This is a genomic window from Limosilactobacillus vaginalis (assembly GCF_025311515.1).
GTDB classification, from domain to species: domain Bacteria; phylum Bacillota; class Bacilli; order Lactobacillales; family Lactobacillaceae; genus Limosilactobacillus; species Limosilactobacillus vaginalis.
Window position 1 is genome coordinate 982262 of the sequence record NZ_CP104399.1, and the last position, 19631, is coordinate 1001892.

At 40.2% G+C, this 19631-nt stretch carries 15 protein-coding genes; 4 read left to right on the forward strand and 11 right to left on the reverse strand.

Annotated elements, in window-relative coordinates:
• Positions 1 to 15 precede the first annotated feature (15 nt).
• Both N4627_RS04845 and N4627_RS04850 read right to left on the reverse strand, forming a co-directional pair.
• The gene (locus N4627_RS04845; protein ID WP_390893924.1) at positions 16 to 2331 is read right to left on the reverse strand and encodes an ATP-binding protein; all 2316 of its coding nucleotides are present in this window, start codon (positions 2329 to 2331) and stop codon (positions 16 to 18) included.
• 119 nt (positions 2332 to 2450) lie between these two features.
• Positions 2451 to 4226, reverse strand: a complete 1776-nt coding sequence (locus N4627_RS04850; RefSeq protein ID WP_124031333.1) for an oleate hydratase — start codon at positions 4224 to 4226, stop codon at positions 2451 to 2453.
• Between the two features lie 181 nt (positions 4227 to 4407).
• On the opposite strand from N4627_RS04850, the gene N4627_RS04855 reads away from it, so the two are divergent.
• Positions 4408 to 5238, forward strand: a complete 831-nt coding sequence (locus tag N4627_RS04855; RefSeq protein WP_098045088.1) for a DNA/RNA non-specific endonuclease — start codon at positions 4408 to 4410, stop codon at positions 5236 to 5238.
• Positions 5239 to 5297: 59 nt separating this feature from the next.
• On the opposite strand, the gene N4627_RS04860 is transcribed toward N4627_RS04855, so the two are convergent.
• The 3 genes from N4627_RS04860 to N4627_RS04870 all read right to left on the reverse strand — a co-directional run bounded on the left by N4627_RS04860 (position 5298) and on the right by N4627_RS04870 (position 10334).
• Positions 5298 to 6677 (reverse strand): amino acid permease, encoded by a 1380-nt coding sequence (locus N4627_RS04860; RefSeq protein WP_040531214.1) that lies wholly within the window; start codon positions 6675 to 6677, stop codon positions 5298 to 5300.
• A 290-nt stretch (positions 6678 to 6967) separates the two neighbouring features.
• A complete protein-coding gene (locus tag N4627_RS04865) occupies positions 6968 to 8482 on the reverse strand; it encodes a hypothetical protein (RefSeq protein WP_124031334.1) in 1515 nt (504 codons plus the stop codon).
• A 76-nt stretch (positions 8483 to 8558) separates the two neighbouring features.
• The gene (locus N4627_RS04870; RefSeq protein WP_260963955.1) at positions 8559 to 10334 is read right to left on the reverse strand and encodes a 1-deoxy-D-xylulose-5-phosphate synthase; all 1776 of its coding nucleotides are present in this window, start codon (positions 10332 to 10334) and stop codon (positions 8559 to 8561) included.
• A gap of 163 nt (positions 10335 to 10497) precedes the next feature.
• On the opposite strand from N4627_RS04870, the gene N4627_RS04875 reads away from it, so the two are divergent.
• Positions 10498 to 11763, forward strand: a complete 1266-nt coding sequence (locus N4627_RS04875) for a DUF2075 domain-containing protein (protein WP_390893925.1) — start codon at positions 10498 to 10500, stop codon at positions 11761 to 11763.
• Positions 11764 to 11779: 16 nt separating this feature from the next.
• Positions 11780 to 12472, forward strand: a complete 693-nt coding sequence (locus N4627_RS04880; RefSeq protein ID WP_098045085.1) for a TVP38/TMEM64 family protein — start codon at positions 11780 to 11782, stop codon at positions 12470 to 12472.
• A 45-nt stretch (positions 12473 to 12517) separates the two neighbouring features.
• Here the strand turns inward: N4627_RS04880 and N4627_RS04885 are convergent, their stop codons facing one another.
• From N4627_RS04885 to N4627_RS04895, 3 genes are read right to left on the reverse strand one after another with little or no spacing between them, the layout of a single operon-like run.
• Positions 12518 to 15043, reverse strand: a complete 2526-nt coding sequence (locus N4627_RS04885; protein ID WP_260963958.1) for an excinuclease ABC subunit UvrA — start codon at positions 15041 to 15043, stop codon at positions 12518 to 12520.
• 25 nt (positions 15044 to 15068) lie between these two features.
• Positions 15069 to 15407 carry a CrcB family protein gene (locus N4627_RS04890; RefSeq protein ID WP_003717131.1) on the reverse strand — a complete coding sequence of 113 codons (339 nt, stop codon included), beginning with the start codon at positions 15405 to 15407 and terminating at the stop codon, positions 15069 to 15071.
• Complete coding sequence (locus N4627_RS04895; protein WP_098045083.1) at positions 15404 to 15781, reverse strand: fluoride efflux transporter FluC; 378 nt, start codon at positions 15779 to 15781, stop codon at positions 15404 to 15406. Before N4627_RS04895 ends, N4627_RS04890 begins: the two co-directional genes overlap by 4 nt.
• Before the next feature lie 103 nt (positions 15782 to 15884).
• Here N4627_RS04895 and N4627_RS04900 point away from each other — a divergent pair, with 103 nt between their 5' ends.
• Complete coding sequence (locus tag N4627_RS04900) at positions 15885 to 16277, forward strand: VOC family protein (RefSeq protein ID WP_098045082.1); 393 nt, start codon at positions 15885 to 15887, stop codon at positions 16275 to 16277.
• A gap of 101 nt (positions 16278 to 16378) precedes the next feature.
• On the opposite strand, the gene N4627_RS04905 is transcribed toward N4627_RS04900, so the two are convergent.
• The 3 genes from N4627_RS04905 to N4627_RS04915 are packed head-to-tail and all read right to left on the reverse strand — an operon-like array spanning position 16379 to position 19535.
• Entirely contained in the window at positions 16379 to 17326 is a 948-nt protein-coding gene (locus N4627_RS04905; RefSeq protein WP_003717134.1) for a YdcF family protein, read from the reverse strand.
• Positions 17323 to 19089: an ABC1 kinase family protein gene (locus N4627_RS04910; protein ID WP_098045079.1), complete on the reverse strand. Its 1767-nt coding sequence runs from the start codon at positions 19087 to 19089 to the stop codon at positions 17323 to 17325. The genes N4627_RS04905 and N4627_RS04910 overlap by 4 nt, the downstream gene beginning before the upstream one ends.
• 14 nt (positions 19090 to 19103) lie before the next feature.
• Positions 19104 to 19535, reverse strand: a complete 432-nt coding sequence (locus tag N4627_RS04915; RefSeq protein ID WP_003717136.1) for a CopY/TcrY family copper transport repressor — start codon at positions 19533 to 19535, stop codon at positions 19104 to 19106.
• Between the last annotated feature and the right edge of the window lie 96 nt (positions 19536 to 19631).

Here is a 19631-nt window from a genome sequence, read left to right on the forward strand (position 1 = left end):
TCATCTCGGTTCGTTTTAACCAAACAAACGGGCCCAGAACCCTTTCTTCTTTGGCTTTTCTTCTTCAACAGTAGCAGTTGACTGCTCATCATTATTCACAACCGTGGTTTCTTTCTCGTAAGGATTATGTTCACCAATCCAACGGAAGAATTCCGGAGCCTTGATTTCAACAAACTTCCCCCGTTTACCATTAATTCCGTCTACGCATAGTTCGATCGGCAAAGCATTCCGGTATTTTTCAATACTATCAGCCGTAAACCCGTTAAACGTGTTCAGCTTTGAAATATCGAATAGTAAACTATCATCCCCCTGACGATACTGGAAATCATCTTGCTGGGTCAGGTAAAGTTTAGCCCACCGATTTCGCGAACTTTCCTTAAAGTCATCACAGATTGTCTCGGAGAAGTAATCGGGCAATGGAAGATTAGCCATTTCATAATAGTTCTTAAATAACTGCCTAGTTATAGCAAGAAAATCGAGTCTTCCCGTAGCTGAATTGAAGTCTCGCCATGGTGTTTCATCATCTTCAAGAAGGTTAGCCATCCGCATTACAAAATCCTTAAAAAGCGTGTTATTCAACGTCTTTCGAACATTAAAGATATACTGGTTAGCTGCTCCTTTTTGTGATTCATCAATGACCTTATCAATTTGCAGGTAATAAGTACGCCGAGCGGTTTCCCGAAGCATGGTAAAGCCTGAGTCATAATTAGTTGTTCCAATTAATGGAGCAATTGGGTGGGGATGGTTTACAAGTTCATTCATAATGTCAACAATCAAGTGCCGACTATATTGATCTTGTTGGAAGAAGTATGGTTCAATTTCATCTAACAAAACCGGGTATGAACTACCGAGTTTCACATAATGTTCCATCGCTTCAACAGTCTTTGCCTTCTTTTGCGGGGTTTGGGACGGGTAAATTGTTCCAAAGTCAATTAATGAGCGATCGGTATTCCACGTAAGCTGATTAATAATCCGGAGAAGGGTTGACTTCCCTGAACCAGCTGTTGCCCCTAAAATTAAGAAATTAGGAACGTCATTTCCATCTTCTGGATTCAAACTAGTTTTAGAACGAATTTCCCATAAAAATGGTGCAGTAAAGCTATACAAAATTGCTTCAAAGAACCGTTTCCCATAATCAGCATCATAATCAACGACAAACTGCTGGTAACCTTTCATAACAGCATCAATACTCTTTAAACCGTCACGAATTTCAGAAATAGTCGCGATTTTGCCGAACGGAATTGGGTGTGTTCCTGTATCGTTAGGAACATAAAGGCCACTATTGTTATTTGCAATGTTCCGTTCCATTGGCCGATCATACAGGAAAGTTGTGTATTTTTTCTCGGCATCCCGTTGTTGTGGTGACATTCCACTGATCAAAGCATCCTGAACCTGCTTGGTAATTTTTTCTCGAGTCTTTAGTTTTGGCTTAGCAGCCCGAGGAGAGACCGCTTCTTTTTGTAAAGTATAGATCGTATCATGCTGCTTAACCTGCTTGGCAATTTTTTCCTTTGCTTGAGATCGATCCATGGTAATATCACGCATTGACTTTGTGATCATTTCAGGAACAAGATTATGGTCAATGTCATGCTGAAGATCATGCTTCAATAGATCCACCATGTCTGTTTCGGCGATCTTATCTGTCGTCTCATTATCAAGGATAACCGGTCCCTTGACTGACTTCTTACCGCTATCCTGATCCTTTTTTCCCTCTTCAACCTGCTTTTGAGCTGCTTTTACCAAATTTGAAGTAAAGAAAGGCTTCAAGACTGGCCTTAAATCCTTCTTAAAATGGTCAGCAAGGTTTTGGTATAAGCGGACATCATTATCAAATACCAATACTTCTTCAAATTGATTTCGGTGAGCATCAAATGAAGCCTCATCTAAATCCACACTTCCAAGAATCACACGGGTATCATGAGTGGTTGAATTGCTTAACAAGTAAAACTTAGAATGAATAACCTGAGTTGGCGCGATTGATACGCGAAAAAGATTATTGAGGACATTGGTTTGATTATCACTTGTTAGCGCTGAAAAGAGTTTGGCAGCTTCTTTATTAGCTGAACTAAGGAGAGCGTTGGTAAGTGCAACCTTCGTTACCATCTCATCAGCACTTAATTCACTTGTTGAATGAGAGCTTAACGCCACATCAATACTGATAAACTTACTAAGGTACTTATTAATAAAGTCAGCAGTAATCTCCCCAGTTACCGCAATTAATTGATCGTATTTTTGTGAATCAAATAATTGGTGGATCTTTAACGGTGGTGTTTCTTGACCATCAAAAACAATATGAATTTTTCTTATATCAGCAGTTTCTGTCATGACCATAATCCTTTACTATCAATAAATATATTAGTTTTATTTTCGACTATTTAATCCCTTTTTGCAAGTGGTTCCCCGATAAGCTATATAAAAAAGGAGCCGGAAATTTCCAGCTTCTTTCATCTTTATAGTAAGTGCTGTTGCTCCATTAATTCACCAATCCACGTTCCCTGGAGCTTCTTTAATAGCGGCTTTTCAACAATCTTTGGAATTGGCAAATCCATGTCCTTTAACGGTTTCTTATCGTTCATGTAATACATTGCCCGCATTAGTTCCCGAAGATCATAAATGGAGTTGAAGACTTCTGGGACACCACGGTCAACATCTAATAGAGTGTAAACAGCTTCCATTGCAGTCCGTACGGAGTATTCCGTGGTAAATACGGTATCACGACTAGGTGACTCGGCAAAGTTACCAATGAATGCCAGGTTAGCAGAACCCTCCGGAACAACATCTGGACGGTCGCCCTTAACCCGTGGCATGAAGTAACTAGTGACGAATGGCATATATACCGGAACAGTATTAATTGAACTTTCCTTAGCCAAATCATCAATTAATGCTTCAGGAACCCCAAGATGGTATAGCCATTCCTTGGTAATCTCCTCACCGGTACAATCAACGATCCGTTTCTTAATATAGTTACCCTTTGTATTAGAGTACAGGCCATAAATCCAAACAATGGTTTCGTTTTCCTTTTGTTTCTTGAAGTGTGGTTGACGGTGAATCGTCCAGGAAAGCATCCAATTAGAGTCCGTAACCGTAATGATCCCACCAGTATTAACTTTGCCATCATGGAGATCCCGTTTAGTTAACCGTTCAATATACGGTTCAACTTGCGGATTCTTAACGGTTGCGGTAGCGGAAATGAACCAACTTCTTCCCGGAAGATTCTTACAAAAGACGTCAGGATGACCAAAATCAGCTGACTGTCGAGCTAGATTTTCCCATAATTTCCAACTGCCACCAAGTGCTTGTGTTGGTCGAGCTGCCTGATGGTGACTTCCGTAGGTAGAACTTTCCGTAATTGAACCATTTGTGACGAAGACTAGATCATCATCCGTTAATTCAATGACTTTATCTTTACCCGCTTGAGTTAATAAGATCCGCTTAGCGTGCTTTTGATGACCCTGAGTATCAACAATAACGTTCTTTACCTGGGTATCATATTCAATCTTGACATGATGATCTTTCAGGTAGGCTAATAGCGGCTTGGTCATTGATTCATATTGGTTATACTTATTAAATTTCAGTGCAGTGAAGTCCGGTAAACCATCAATATGGTGAATAAACCGCATCATGTAACGACGCATTTCGGCTAAGGAGTGCCACCGTTCAAACGCAAACATTGTTGACCAATAAACCCAGAAGTTGCTTTCAAAGAAATCATCAGAGAAGTATTCGCCAATGGTCTCCCTTCCCAGCTTTTCCTCAGGAGTCATAATAAGCTTAGTCAACTCTTTAATTGCCTTCTTACTTAGGCCATATTTACCGTCCGACGGAACTTCATTCCCCCGGTTATAGGTTAAACGACAGTTAGAGCTGTTTGGATCTTCCTTATCCAACCAGTAATATTCATCAAGGTAGGAAGCACCTGGAATTTCAAGTGATGGGATTGAACGGTACATGTCCCACATACACTCGAAGTGGTTCTCCATTTCCCGTCCCCCACGAGTAACAAAACCAATTCCAGGACGATCTTCACCATCAAGTGAACCACCGGCAACTGGTAATTCCTCTAAAATATGAATATTCTCACCCGGCATTTGAGCATCACGAATTAAAAACACGGCTGCTGATAAGCCAGCTAACCCACCACCAATAATGTAGGCGTGTTTCTTATCGACGCCAGCAGGCTTCTTTGGCCGAGCAAAGGCCTCATAATTCCCGTTTGAATAATACATTTTGACGACTCCCTTCTCAGTAAACAAGTGCATCATAACTACCTTAATTTTAGTGAAAGCGGTTGAAAGTGTCAATTTTATTAAGCAAAATGAACTTATAAATTAATTCTAAATAATCATTCCAAACGTATGTTCAAACTAGTAAAATAGATATTGAAATCATGAGAAATGGAGTAAATTTATGAAATTTAGAAAACGACTCTATCACCTTTTATTTGCTCTTGTTGGTTTATTAATAGTTACTGGAGTTATCCAGCAGCCTAAGCTAACGAGTGCTTCATTAAACCATATTAGTAAAATTGCATACTGGAAGAAAACTAGTCACAGCTATCAAAAAACATTGCCACCAACTCAGGAACAGGCTAGTTCAGTTTTGACTCCGGCTGTTCGCCAACAACTTGGTACTGCAATTACTTGGAATAAAGCTGGTGCATTTATTATTAATAATAACCAAACTAATCTTAACGCTAAGATTGCAAGTGCTCCCTATGCTGTAAATCATCTTGACCGCCAAGGAAGAGCCTGGCAAGGTGATGCCTGGTTAAACAGAACAACTCGTCAATATAAAAATCGAACTGCTACTGGGAATGGTGCTACGAATTGGCGACCAGCTGGTTTTCTTCAGGCTCATAATCTTAAGGGTGGGTACAATCACGCATACGATCGGGGACACCTTCTTGGTTATGCGCTAGTTGGCGGTATTCATGGATTTGATGCATCCGAATCAAATCCATCTAATATTGCCACGCAAACTGCCTGGGCAAATGAAGCACGAAATAAAAATTCAACAGGACAAAACTACTATGAAGGTCTGGTCCGAAAAGCACTAGATCAAAATAAACAAGTTCGCTACCGGGTCACAAATATTTATGACGGTAATAATATTGTTCCGGCTGGTGCTCACATCGAAGCTAAATCTAGCGATGGCTCTTTAGAATATAATGTTTTCGTGCCAAATGTCCAAAGAAATATTACGATTAACTATTCAACTGGCGCAGTAAAGCAAAATTAAAAGGCAGCTTTGTAAATCCTGTTTAAGGGGACTTACAAAAGCTGCCTTAATTAATCTTTTTACTTTTCTTTTCCTTCGTGCACTCGAACACGGTAGATAATACTCATGATGATCAGGAAGATAACACCAACTGATACTGAAACCCGAGTGTCGGGGTTAAAGAACATGAAGAGGAGAATAACCGTTAGAGCGATCAGACTAAAGTAGTTGTAAGCCGGATAAAGCGGCATCTTAAATGGGTGATCCTTAAGTTGTTCAGGATGTTCTTTTCTGAAGTGAAGCTCAGACAAGAGAATGATAAACCATGGTACCATACCCGGAAGAACACTAGAACTATATACAATAACGAAAATATTTTGAGCAGCAGAACTAAAGATTGACATTAATTCATTAACAACAAAGCCAAGGAAGATCCAGAAAGAAATCGTGAGGATTGCGACATTAGGAACAACCCGTTTAGAAAGCTTACTAAAGAACTTTGGTACTTCCCCATCAACAGAAAGCTTGAACAGCATCCGACTAGCACTGTAAATACCAGAGTTAGCACCAGAAAGAGCTGCCGTTAAAACAACAAAGTTAATGATTCCGGCTGCCCCAGTGATCCCAACTTTCGTAAAGGTTTCAACGAATGGTGAACCAACTGACTTCAATTGATTCCATGGGTAAATAGAAACAATTACGAAAATTGCACCGATATAGAAGATTAAAATCCGCCAGATAACAGACTTAACTGATTTTACAATCGCATGCCGCGGTGATTCAGCTTCACCAGCAGTGATCCCTAATAACTCAATTCCCTGGTAAGAACCTGCAATTACTGATAGTGAGAACATAAAGCCCATAAAGCCACCAGTGAAGAAACCACCGTGGGACCACAGATTAGAGATTCCAACTGGATGCCAGTTATTACCCAACCCAAGAACGATAACCAATAAGCCTAGGATGATCATGGCAATAATCGTGACAACCTTAATCATCGCAAACCAGAATTCCAGTCGGCCATATGCTTTTGCTGATGCTAGGTTTGCTAACGTCAAAATAATAATCATTATTAATCCAGAAATCCAGTCTGGAAGGTTTGGCCACCAATAATTTAGGTATTGACTCATTGCGATAATGTCAGAGATCCCAACAATAATAAATTGGAAGACGTTACTCCACTTCGTTAAATATCCAGCAACTGGATGAATATACTTTGAACCGTAATCCGCAAAGGAACCAGTTCCTGGACTAATATAAATTAATTCTCCAAGAGCCCGCATAACACCATAAAGAACTAAGCCAACAAAGGCATATGCCAGCAGAACGGAAGGACCAGTCCACTTAATAGTGGAAGTAGCACCCATGAAAAGACCACTACCGATTGTTCCACCAATCGCAATCATTTCCATCTGTCCAGGCGTCATCGTCCGATTTAGTTTTGCTTTATTTTCACTCATGTCTAACTCCTCATTTCCTTCAACTAAAAAAGCTACCCAAAAAGTTCCTCTCAACCAGGTTCAAATCATTTGATAGGCGGTTGAGTAACTTCTGGATAGCTGTTAACTTACAGAATTTATTAAATATTAAAGGTACTCAACCACGGTAGTTGTTGTTGTGGTTGAGGTGGAGGTTAGACGTTGAATAATTGCTTTTTGACTTGACATAATTAATTCCTCCAATTCATTTCTTTCAATGCCATTAGAATACTATTAGAAAATTAAAAATGCAAGTCTTTTTTAATATTTTTTTATTCTTTCCTTCGTTGCTTCCAGAAAAGCATTGTAATAATGGTAACTAGTCCAGTGATTACTAACCCAACAAATGTTGTTCGATTATCTGTCTGGTTCCCGGTTTGTGGCAGACTTGTTTTTTGTCGTTTATCCTTATTCTTGCTACTGCCTAATTCTCTTAAAGAAGCTGAATCTTGATCAAGAATTTTTTGAATATCCGCATCTCTCATTGACGTTTCTTCATTGTCAGATTGCTGGTTGCGAGGTGTTTGGACATCATGTTGCGTCGATTCTGCCACTTGCTGGTTATCAGTTTCCGGTTTGGCTTCTGTTGTTTGGGTTTCTTGTTCTTTCTGGGATTCTGAATTAGGACGCAGAACTGCTTCTGTCTGGGTTTCTTTGGCTACCTTATTAGCATTATTTTTACTTTCATGTTTAGCATGATTAGGGCGATGGTCATCCCCCATTAAGGCAACTTGTGACACCGGATCAACCTTTTCCTCAATTCTACTCTGGTTCGGTTGTTTTTCATCCACTAACTCTGTTTGGGTAGCATGATCATTTTTTTGCACTTCATTAGTTTGACTTTCTTGCTGTTCAACGTTAACTTCCTCAGTTTGAGTATCACTGGTACTAATTTCATGGTTATCCGTTTGGCTTTCAGTATCTTTTCCCAACTGCTTACTTTGAGTCTCTTCATCCTTACTGCTTGGAGGAGCTGTCTGCTGTCCCTGATCTTGTTGTTGAGCTACGGTTGTTTGCGTTTCACTATCATTACTAGTTAGTAATTCCGTTTGGCTTCCAGTGGTTACCAACTTCTTTTCTTCTGGATGAGTGATTAGTTGTTCATTGTTTGTTGCTTCCTGATCGTCCTTTTTTCCTCCTGGTTGTTCGTTAAGCTTTTGAAGCGGCCGAATTACAAGTTTAAATGGTTCTTGTCTACTTTGGTATAGCTTAAGGCGCTTTGGCACTGACTCAGGAAAACAATATTCAAATCCCTTTGGTGCAGGAGGAACATCATACCATTGACCAACCTTAAGTGTCGTAGTATTCAAAACCTTTCCCGTAAATTTAAAGTTTTCATCATAGCCATAAAATGATGGTCGAGCTTCAACTAGCCGTTCCCGATCTGTAATCTTATATTGATGATATGTTACTGAAATGGTTTGATCAGAATCATCTGCTGATACTGGCTGTGCTTGCACCTGCAGAATACTTGGTTCAAAATCGTCATAATTTGGTGTAAAAAATGACGGCCAAATACTAGGTGCCTGTGGTTGCCAATTATTAGCAATCCTTTTAAAAGTGACCGTCTGCTTAACCGTCTGCATCCCCTTATAAGGATCATCAATTTTAATGATCCTCGTAATTTGACGAATCTCATTCTGATTGTCTAGCTGCTGGCTACTGGTGATTTGACTTGGTTTCTGACTTGCACCGTGACCAGTGCCAACCGAAACTGCCATTGTCATTAGAACTGTTGCGGAAGTAATCCCAACACATTGCTTAATAATTGATTTTTTATTACTCATTAAAAAATTCCTCCCAAATTGGCTTACATAATACCAATACGGAAGGAATCTCTTTTTGCACGAAAAAAATTTTATTTTAAAGGGCGTGAATAACCTTTTCAATGTCATCAACAATTTGATCTGGTGTTAAATGATACCACTCATAAAGGACTTCTAGTGGAACGTTATCAGCAAATTCACGAGGAGCACCGAAGTTCAAGACTTTCATTGCTTTAGGTCCATAATAACGAGAAATAGTCTCACCAAAGCCCCCGCTAACGTTACCATCTTCCAAGGTAACAACAACATCATGATTTTCTGAAAGGTGGTGCAGATAACTTTGATCAATTCCGGTTAAGGACTTCGGGTTAATCAAAGTTGCGTTAATATTTAACTTCTTTTGCAGTTGATCACAGACATCAAGTCCTAATTGCCAAAAGTCACCAACAGCCATAATAGCAACTTCACTACCTTCACGCGCTACGTCATAATGAATAACACTGTAATCATCCTGACTAACTTTTCCGTGAAGGAGTTTCTTTTCAGGTTCTCGAATTATCACTGGTTGTTCGGTTTGGCTAAGGGCCCACTTTAACATTGAAATCAATTCTTCAACGTTCGTTGGGGCAAGATATTCAATGTTTGGTAAGTTGGAAATCATTGAAATATCAAACGTTCCCTGGTGAGTAGCAGAATTCGTCGCAATTGTCCCACCTCTGACAATCATTACTACTGGTGCATCATTAAGAGCCATATCATGGATCAATTGATCGTATGCCCGTTGAAGGAACGTACTATTTTGAAAGACAACTGGGCGTGCACCAGCAGTTGCCATGGCGACTGCTGTGGTAATGGAGTCCTGTTCAGCAATGCCTACATCAAAATAGTGATCAGGATATTTAGCTTGGAACTTCTTGAGGTTAAAGACACCAGGAATAGCCGCATTTAGAGCAACTACCGGTACTCCGGCATCAATTTGATGACCTAACTCAGTCAAGATTGCGTCACTATAGTTTTCAGAGCTTTCCTGCTTCTTAACCTCACCAGTTTTAATATCAAATGGTGGCTGCCAGTGCCAATCCATCTTATCTTCAACGGCTGGCTTATATCCCTTACCCTTTAAGGTATTAACATGAAGGACAATTGGGTGATCAATATTCTTAACTTCCTTAAAGGCATCGATCATTGTTTGAAGGTCATTACCATCAGCAACATACTTATAGTCTAAGCCCATAAATTTGAAAATGTTATTCTCTGCCTTACCATTAGTATCACGTAATTCCTTCAACCCTTGATAAAGACCGCCCTGATCCTTATCGATTGCCATTTGATTATCGTTAACAACAATAATCAAATTAGAATGGAGCTTAGCCGCATTATTCAATCCTTCAAAGGCTAACCCACCGCTTAGCGAGCCATCACCAATTACGGCAACGATATTATCAGTGGAGTCAGGATGCATTAAATCACGTGCTTGTGCCAGGCCAACTGCCAAAGAAACGGATGTCGAAGTGTGTCCAATTTCAAAAAAGTCATGGACACTTTCTTCAGGAGAAGTATATCCAGAAATGTCCTCATAATGATCTGGATCCATAAAGCCAATCTTTCTACCGGTTAACATTTTATGCGGATAACATTGGTGAGAAACATCCCAAACAACCTTGTCGTGAGGAGAATCAAAAACATAATGATATGCAATCGTTGTTTCCATAATTCCAAGGTTTGGGCCAACGTGTCCCCCAATTGCTGCATCCCGCTCAAGAACCAGCTGACGCATTTCAGTTGCTAACTGCTTTAGCTGTTCAAGAGACATTGATTTAATATCAGCCGGTTCATTAACCCGGTTTAGAAGGTAATCTGGATGTCGATTCATCTGTGCCACCCTTTCTAATCGTTTGTTGCTTATTTAGATATTTAATATTTTTTTGTAAAGATAATTTAAAACATTTATTTTATTTTAACACTTTTTAAAGTTCACTACAGAAATTCGTCATTACTAAAATTGACGAATACCGCTTCCTCATTTAAAATTAAGCATGATTATTAAAAGAGGGATGAGTGTGTTGAACCAGCTTACCAATAAAGCTACCGAAAAACTATCGCCATTTAAAACCTTAACAACTGAGCAGGAAAAATTAGTTAATTCCATTACTGAATTTGCGGCAAAGCATTTAAAAAACGACTTTCCTGCAATCTATACGATTTATGGTGATGCCGGAACGGGAAAAAGTGTTGTTTTATCAAACCTCTTCGAACGATTCCAACTAGCAGCTCGTCAGGATCCAACTTCGCCATTTTTTAAAACTAAAAATTACTTTCTGGTTAATCATCCAGAAATTCTAAAAGTTTATCGCGAAATTGCCGGCCCAATTAAGGGACTTTATAAAAAAGACTTCACCCGCCCCACTTCGCTAATTAATCAGTTAGATAAGAAACAGCAAAATATTGATATTGCCGTAATTGACGAAGCTCATCTTCTATTATCGAAAGCTGATCACTACAATAATTTTTATCACGATAATCAGTTAGTCGAGATTATAAAACGGGCTAAAGTCGTTGTTTTGGTTTTCGATCAATATCAAGTTCTAAGAATGAAGAGTTTATGGACTTCTGAACGGCTTGAAAAAATCACTCACCAATACCCTCATAAAGAGTACCATCTCCATCATCAATTCAGGATGACCGCTAGTGATCAGCTGATCGACTGGTTTAATCACTTTACAGATCAATATGAACTTGCAGCAATTCCAAAGAATAGTCGTCAAAATTATGACTTTCGGATTTATGACGATGCGGAAAAAATGCGTCAGGCAATTGTTAAGCGAAATGATGAGGTTGGCCTTTCACGAATCTTATCGACTTCCGGATACCCTTCAACCCTTGACGGCGGTAAGCACTATATTAAAGAGGGACAATTCAGGTTACCCTGGGATCAATATAACTATACGGTCACTCCTTGGGCTGAACTCCCCCAAACAATTAATGAGGTTGGCTCGATTTATACCTGTCAAGGCTTTGATTTAAACTATACGGGAATTATCATTGGTCCGCCAATTAGTCAACTTCCCGGAACCAAGAAGCTGCAAATTAATCTCGATAAATATACCGATTCAGAAGCATTTAAAAAGCGCGATGATCTAACGGATCCGCAAGAAATTAAAGCTCTTGAAGAACGAATGATTATGAATTCTCTTAATGTTCTTTTTAAGCGGGGCGTGTATGGCACATACATTTACGCTCATGATCCGCTTTTGCGTAATTCGCTCGTTCAGCTCTTCAAAGATGCTGGCCTTAATTATTAAGAAAGTAGAGTACACAATGAAAAAAAAGACTCTTAACAAAAAATTGCTAATTGCCCTAGGAGTTCTCTTAGCAATTATTATTGTGATTTTTGTTTATCAAAACTATAAACCAGAAATTGATGTCCTAATCCACCCCGTACCACACGAAAAAGAAATTCTCCTTCACATGATTAGAGCCCACGGGATCGCTAATTCTCTACTTCTCCTTGGCTTAATCGCTGTCTTAAACTCTATTCCCGGCCTTTCAAATTCAGTTATTTGTATCCTTTCGGGACTTTGTTACGGCCCCTTCTTTGGCTTTATTATTAACTGGATGGGAAATGTTCTTGGAAACTGTATTGTAATGAGCTTGATCAGAAAAATTAATTTTTCAAAAAGGGTTAAACAACACAAACTAATTAAATCATTAATGCACCAAAAACATCCCCTTATTGGTCTGACAATTGGTTTTATGATCCCAGTTATTCCCAGTATCCTTGTTAATTACGCTGGTGCTCAGTTAAACGTCAACCGCCGACAATATATGGCAATGGTTCTGGTAGGAATGGCACCAACATCATTTCTCTATGCCTTTGGTGGGGATGCGATCTTCCGGGGTAGTCTCAAACGAATTATTAGTGCCGTCATTTGCATCCTAATCCTTATTGGTATCTACCTGATTGTAAAAAAGATCGATGACGAACATAAAAAACGGTTAGAAACTGAATAACTAAAACAACTCTCCAAGTCAGGGAATCCTCCTTGGAGAGTTGTTTTAATTTTGGAAATGGCTAACGAATTCTGCAAGATACTGAGTGGTTAAGCTCTTCGGGTTATGAATGAGGCTAGTTGGATGACCTTGGGCAACAATCCGTCCACCATTTCTACCCCCACGTGGTCCCAAATCAATTAAATAATCAGCGTTTACCATTAAGTTGACATCATGAGTAATGATAATAATCGTTGCTCCCCGATCAATTAACCGTTGCATTACCTGAAGCAAGACTTGGACGTCAAGGGGATGGAGACCAACCGATGGCTCATCGAAGACAAAAAGAGTTGTTTTTTGTTGACGATTCAAATGCTTAACGAGTTTCAACCGCTGAGCTTCTCCACCAGATAATGTTGGCGTACTTTCACCAAGATGAAGATAGCCAAGGCCGACCTCGTCAAGAAGCTTTAATTCACGCTGAATTTTCGGTATATCCTTAAAGATCGGAATTGCATGGCGAACATCGAGGTTTAACAAATCAACGATTGAATAATCATGCCACTTAATTTGTTGAATTTTCTTATTATACCGATCACCGTTACAAACGGGACAAACCTGCTGCATGTCCGGTAAGTATTGTATATCAAGGGTTACGATCCCTGTCCCACCACAGTTTGGACAAGCGCCCTGTTTATTATTGTAAGAGAAGTAACTTGCAGTCCAGTGCTTCTCCTTTGCAGCTGGTTGAGCCGCAAAAAGCCGCCGGAGATTATCCATGATACTTGTATACGTCGCAACTGTTGAACGGGTACTCTTTCCCACCGGAACAGCATCAACACTGACAACACTTTTGAGTGGAGTATCTAAGTTGTCGACCTGTTTGGGAAGTGGTTCCCCTTTCTCTTGAGCTTTTAAAGCCGGAACTAAGCTATCAAGAATTAGACTAGTTTTCCCCGCACCCGAAAATCCAGTGACTGCGGTAATTTGATTTGTTTGAATCGTGGCAGTAACATTTTTTAGGTTAAAGTAGTCACTAACTGTAAAATTAGTTTCAGAAGCTGCCCGTTTACTTGATGTTTTGCGAACTTTGATCCGGGCTTTACCGTTCAAAAATGGACCAATTAGTGAACTTTTCTTCCGCTTTAATTCAGCAGGAGTCCCCTGATCAATTACCTTTCCTCCTTCGGCACCAGAACCAGGACCAATCTCAATCACCCAATCTGCAGCACTAATAATATCAATATTATGGTCAACCACCACCAGTGAATTACCTTGTTCAACCAGTTCATGAAATACATGAAGGAGACCGTTAATGTTATCGGGATGGAGACCAATCGACGGTTCATCCAGAACATACAAAACGCCTGTTGTCTGTGTCCGTAATGTCCGGGATAATTGAATTCGCTGTAACTCACCAGTTGATAAGGTATTACCGTTCCGTGAAAGGGAAAGGTAATCTAAACCAAGCTCTAACAATGGGCGAAGATTGTCATCAAATTGCTTAAAGATTGCAGTTGCCATTTTACCCATGTTCGTTGGCAATTCGCTTAGAACCTTTTGCTTCCATTGTTCAAGTTCGCCAAGAGTTAAATCAGTGACTTCTGCAATGTTTTTTCCGCCAGCTAGTTGAGTTAGAAGTTCCGGTCGTAAGCGGGTCCCATGACAAACAGGACAAACAGATGAATGAAAGAATTCGTTAATTCGTTGCTGTGCACGAGCACTCTTGCTTGTCTTTGCCGACTCAAGAACTGCTTCATGAGCATTTTCATACAAGGCATTAAAATCATGAAAGACTCGACCAGTTCCCGAGACAAAATCCATCTTGTATTTCTTGCTTGGTCCATTCAAGACAAAGTTCTTTTCCTTAGGTGAAAGATCCTTATAGGGGACGTTAATTCGGACGCCAGCCTGCTCAGCAACTTGAGGCATAAAATTCCGACCAGGAAGGTGCCATGAAGCCACTGCACCTTCATCCAGCGTCAGATTCTCATCGCCAATTAGTTTTTCTTCGTCTAGTTCACGAACTCGGCCAGTTCCTTGGCATCGTTTGCAGGCCCCATCAGAATTAAAGGCAAAGTCTTCAGCGGAAAAGGCATTAAACTTCACGCCGCATTCAGTGCAGGTTAAAACGCCCATTTCGTCTCCAGACTTGCTCATCGCCTGTGCTATCTCAAGACTTGGCTTTAATCGGTGGCCATTTGGACAGACAGGTGAACCTAAGCGAGAAAAAATTAGTCGAATTACATTAAAGATCTCACTCATTGTTCCAACAGTTGCTCGCTCAGACGGAACTGCTGGACGTTGATGAAGTGCTAGTGCTGACGGGATGTGTTTAACGCTATCAACCTGTGCCTGGGCACCCAATTTGATCCGCCGTCGCGTATACGTAGATAAAGCTTCCAAGTACCGCCGGGAACCTTCTTCATACAGGATTCCCATTGCTAACGAGCTTTTCCCAGAACCAGATAAACCAGAAATTGCGACAAATTTATGTAGCGGAATATTAACGTTAATATTTTTCAAATTATGAACCCGACCACCCCGCACTTCAATTTCTGCAGGAATCGTTGATTGCACTGCCTTATTCAAAAGCTCTTCCCCTTTTCTTTAAAGCTTAAAGCTGCATTCCAAGCCAAGCAAGGCTAAGTCCACCAAGATATGATAAAGTGCCATAGATTATTAAACTGCGCCACTGATGCTCATTATACATTGCAATTAATTCAGTGTTTAACGTTGAAAAAGTTGTGTAGCCGCCTAAAAATCCGGTTTCCCAAAAAAGGATCGTAAACTGACTAGTGGGAAAGCGGTGAATTAATATTCCTAAACAAAACGCACCAGTAAGGTTAATGAGTAATGTTGCTCCTGGCCAGTCGACTTGCAATTGCTTCCACAAATAAGTAAATAGGTAACGAAGGAGGGCACCGCATGATGCACCAAAACCAACTAAAATCATTTATCTTCCTCCATTCTTACCAATAATTGCGCCAAAATAAAACCAATAATGGCTGCAAAGAACCCTCCTAGAAGACTAACCAGAAAGTAACCACTGCCAACCCAAAAATTGCTTTCACTAAGTTTTAAGACACTAGTAATAAATGACGAAAACGTTGTAAAGGCCCCAATCAATCCTGTTCCTAATCCTAAGTTCAACCAACCGGCTAAAAGATCCCGTTCAATTACATAATAGGTAAGAAACGATAACAAAAAGCACCCTACAAGATTAGCGATCAGGATCCCCCATTCACCTAAATTAAAACTGAATAGATAGCGAAAAATACCACCAAAGAAAGCGAAAGCAGCAACCGCAACCAAATTTTTTATTTTCATTTTTATCCTCCATTTCCACCAACTGATTTTACGCTTTGAATTCCTGTTTGCCAATCTAAAACGGAACATCGTATAATAATAGCCGAGAAAAGAGGAATCAGTTATGAAAATGCGAAGAATCGATCATATTGTATTGACCGTTAGCAATCTTGAAGAGTCCATGCGCTTTTACCATGAAGTCTTTGACATGCCAGTAATTGACCAGCAAAGTAATGATGATGTAATTACTCTCCGGTGTGGTCACCAGCTTATACGGCTGCAAAAGGTTGACCGACCAACTAAATTGGTGGCTAATCATCCAACCGTCGGATCAGCTGACCTTTGTTTAATTGCTGGAGATAAGGTCGACGATATTCTTCACCACTTTAATAGTTATTACGTCGATGTTGTTGAAGGGCCTGTAGAAAAGCAGGGTTCTGAAGGAGCAATGACTTCAATCTACGTTCATGATCCCGACAAGAACCTAATTGAAGTTTCGGTTTATGCAAATAAATAAAGAAAGCCTTGATTTAGACACTTAGACGCGGTAAGTTCGAAAGCATTAACAAATAAGTAGAGACCTGGAAAAATTTTGTCTTTCCAGGTCTCTACTTATTTTCATCCAAGCAACTCAGCAATAACCAGGATAACAAGCAGGATGGCTAACCAACTACGATAATGATCACGAATAATTCCTAAATAGTCTCGAACAACGGTTAAAGGCTGCAGCTTCCACGGAGTCTTGCTAGAAACAAGCGGCCAGGATAACTTCAGCTTTCGTAAATAATTAAAGGTTCTGAAGATGTGGAATGAGCTAGTTATAACGACAATTTTTTGCTTAGGATCAGCTTGCTTTTGCAATAACCTTTGGCAGTTGCGTAAATTATCCCAGGTATTCATCGCCTGCTCCTCTAAAATAATCCGGTCTTGAGGGATTCCGTGATTAATCAAATACTTTGCCATTGCTTGGGCTTCAGATAATTGCTCACCATGCAAAATACCACCAGTAACAATAATTGTAGCGTTATGATTTAACTTCCAGCAGGCAATGGCTTGTTGCAGTCGCGCTGTCAGAACAGGCGGCACTTTACCCTGACGCAGGCCAGCACCGAGGGCAATTAAATAATCAGCCTTAACAGGTCTTGAAAGGAGTTGTGCAGTAATAATTGCACCCCAGAAAATTACTAATCCAAGAGTGGTAATCCCATTAACTATTAGTGCAGTCAAAATTACCTGGTGGTTAAACCAGGTAAAATATCCTTGATACTTAAATAGTAGCGGTAAGCAGATAAATAGGTTTAAGAACATTAAGCCAAATGTCTTCTGATTATACTTAATCAGCTGCGCGTCTGTTGAAAAGTGACGAACCAAAATTGCCCTAATTGATTCCAGCCAGCTCAAGAGACTTGCAACTCCTAAGCTAACCGCAGTAAATGTTTTCGGGTAGCCAATTTGTCCGCCGATCAAAATTAATAGCAAGCCAGTCCAGCACAACGCCCACTCATTCTTTTTGGGTAACGGCCACCACAGGAGAATGATCAACAAAGAAAGAGTTAAAATAATCATTTCTTCCCGTACTCCTTTTTCTGCCGACGATATTTTCGGTAGCGACGAATCAATTCACTAACCGCCATTGTGACAATTATAATGATTGCTAACGAATAGCCAAAGACACCAAGGCGGTAGATGTGCGGATGGCCAGTACTGCCCTCTACTAACAACGATGAGCCAACAATAATTGCTGCTAAAATAATTGCAATAATTATCCGGTTAACAATCCGACTAAGCCACTTCATTAGATTTTCCTGGTCAGCGTAATGAAAATTAATTCGAGCATCCCCATCACTAATTGCATCAAAAAAGGTGTTCAGCTTCCCTGGCATTTGGGTAATATTCTTCACAGCACGATAACTTCCCCACAAGCTATTATCTAATTGAGTACGCAAATCAAAATGCTGCTTCAAGTACTGCTTACCAAATGGTCGGGCAACCTCCAACATTGAAAGTGAAGGATCAAGCTTAGCAATAATTGTTTCTAGGATCCCAAATGCCCGTACCAGCATCGTCACTTGGGAATGAATCTGGAGATTATTATTTTGACATAATTGAACGATCTGATAGAGCATCTTAGTGAAATTAATTTCAGCAAGGCCAGCATTCAAGTACGGCCGCAGGAATTTACCAAGTTCCCGATAGAATTTCTGCTCGTCAAGCGGTCCCACTTGCTCACACATTGGAATAATTGATTGACCGATCTCATGAATATCCTGTGAATTAACGGCCAATACTATTTTGGCAATTCCGTCCGCTGTTGCTGGCGAAATTCTTCCCATCATCCCAAAGTCAATCCAGATAACCCGGTATGGTGGAAGGCTCTTCTCTTGCTGATAGCTGATTTTAGTAGGGCCAATCTGCTTCTCTAATTTCTTTTCTACCTCAACCTGGTCCGTTTGAGCTTCATCCTGAGACAGGTGACGAATTAAGATATTCCCTGGATGCGGATCAGCCTGAAAGAAGTGATCGACAAAGACTTGCCTAAGGAAGTTCTTAACTAATACTTGGGCAATCTCATGGCGAACCTGTCGTTGCGCTTTTGCTTGTTCAGGGTTCGTACTTAATGAAGCGTTAGCCAGGTACTTAATACTCTTCCCCGGCATATATTCATTAACCAAAATTTTAGGGGCGCAGTATTTGAAGTAAACCTTAGGAACCCGAATAATTGACTGGCCATTATTAAGGCGGTAAAATTCAACCCCGTTTTTGGCTTCTTGAATTGTGTCAATTTCACTCCTTAGCGAGTCACTTAAAGCGTTGAAGATTTTTACGGGATCAACAACGGTAATCCCAGTTGGAACGTATTTCAGTAGTTCAACCGCCCGTTTTAAAAGCGCCAAATCTGTATCTACCAATTTAGTAACATCAGGATGCTGAATTTTAACAACTACCGACGTCCCATCCTTTAACTCAGCATGATGAACTTGACCGATCGAGGCTGAGGCAAATGGTTCTTGATCAAATGTCTTAAAAACTTCACTGATCTTTTTTCCAGTTTCCGTCTCAAAAGTCTTTTTAACACTTGCGAAGCTATCAGCCGGAACATCATCCTGAAGCTTTCGTAAGGCCTTTATATATTCTGGGCTTACCAGGTCTGCACGAGTAGAAAGGATTTGCCCCATTTTAATAAAGGTTGGGCCGAGTTCTTCTAATGCCTGACAAACTTCTTCCGGATTTTTTTGATGATAAAAATTGCTCAAAAAGTGATATTGACGCATTACCTGCATGATCCGCCGAAGACGTTTTCTTGGGGATGGTACTGTTTCTTCAGCCATTAATAAGATCCTCCTTACTCACAATCCATGGGCATCCCCGGAACACAGTTGCATTCAACCTTCTCTGGGGCATTTTTCTTCTTTTCAGCTAACAATTTTTGAAGTTGTTCAATATCCTTTCGACTAAGAACGGCATCATCTATTACATGGCTAAGCGTAGCACCAACATGCATCTCGCAAATGCTGTTAAACAAATGATCTGCGGCTTCGTTCATGGTAATCTGCTCCTTAATTAATGGGGAGTAGATAAAGCCACGGCCTTGACGGGTTGTCTTTAATGCTCCTTTTTCCACTAGACGCCGGAGCAATGTCTTAATTGTTGCGGGTTTCCAATCAACTTTTTGTTGAAGGATTTCAATTACTTGGGTACTAGTTGCTTTACTGAGGGTCCAGATAATTCGCATTACTTGCCATTCTGCTGGCGTAATATCTGTTTTTTCTTCCATGTCCTCACCTCAATTTAAAATCTACACCTGTCGATAAAAAGCGTCAAACAATTTCTGGTTTAATCCAAATACTTATTGTGACCTAGATCAAGATCT

Excerpts from the sequence above, each read along its gene's own strand:
- N4627_RS04905 (WP_003717134.1), bottom strand. The coding sequence starts at position 17,326 with ATGATTATTTTAACTCTTTCTTTGTTGATCATTCTCCTGTGGTGGCCG.
- N4627_RS04865 (WP_124031334.1), bottom strand. The coding sequence starts at position 8,482 with ATGAGTAATAAAAAATCAATTATTAAGCAATGTGTTGGGATTACTTCC.
- N4627_RS04845 (WP_390893924.1), bottom strand. The coding sequence starts at position 2,331 with ATGGTCATGACAGAAACTGCTGATATAAGAAAAATTCATATTGTTTTT.
- N4627_RS04880 (WP_098045085.1), top strand. The coding sequence starts at position 11,780 with ATGAAAAAAAAGACTCTTAACAAAAAATTGCTAATTGCCCTAGGAGTT.
- N4627_RS04915 (WP_003717136.1), bottom strand. The coding sequence starts at position 19,535 with ATGGAAGAAAAAACAGATATTACGCCAGCAGAATGGCAAGTAATGCGA.
- N4627_RS04900 (WP_098045082.1), top strand. The coding sequence starts at position 15,885 with ATGAAAATGCGAAGAATCGATCATATTGTATTGACCGTTAGCAATCTT.
- N4627_RS04875 (WP_390893925.1), top strand. The coding sequence starts at position 10,498 with ATGATTATTAAAAGAGGGATGAGTGTGTTGAACCAGCTTACCAATAAA.
- N4627_RS04910 (WP_098045079.1), bottom strand. The coding sequence starts at position 19,089 with ATGGCTGAAGAAACAGTACCATCCCCAAGAAAACGTCTTCGGCGGATC.
- N4627_RS04860 (WP_040531214.1), bottom strand. The coding sequence starts at position 6,677 with ATGAGTGAAAATAAAGCAAAACTAAATCGGACGATGACGCCTGGACAG.
- N4627_RS04895 (WP_098045083.1), bottom strand. The coding sequence starts at position 15,781 with ATGAAAATAAAAAATTTGGTTGCGGTTGCTGCTTTCGCTTTCTTTGGT.
- N4627_RS04870 (WP_260963955.1), bottom strand. The coding sequence starts at position 10,334 with ATGAATCGACATCCAGATTACCTTCTAAACCGGGTTAATGAACCGGCT.
- N4627_RS04855 (WP_098045088.1), top strand. The coding sequence starts at position 4,408 with ATGAAATTTAGAAAACGACTCTATCACCTTTTATTTGCTCTTGTTGGT.
- N4627_RS04890 (WP_003717131.1), bottom strand. The coding sequence starts at position 15,407 with ATGATTTTAGTTGGTTTTGGTGCATCATGCGGTGCCCTCCTTCGTTAC.
- N4627_RS04850 (WP_124031333.1), bottom strand. The coding sequence starts at position 4,226 with ATGTATTATTCAAACGGGAATTATGAGGCCTTTGCTCGGCCAAAGAAG.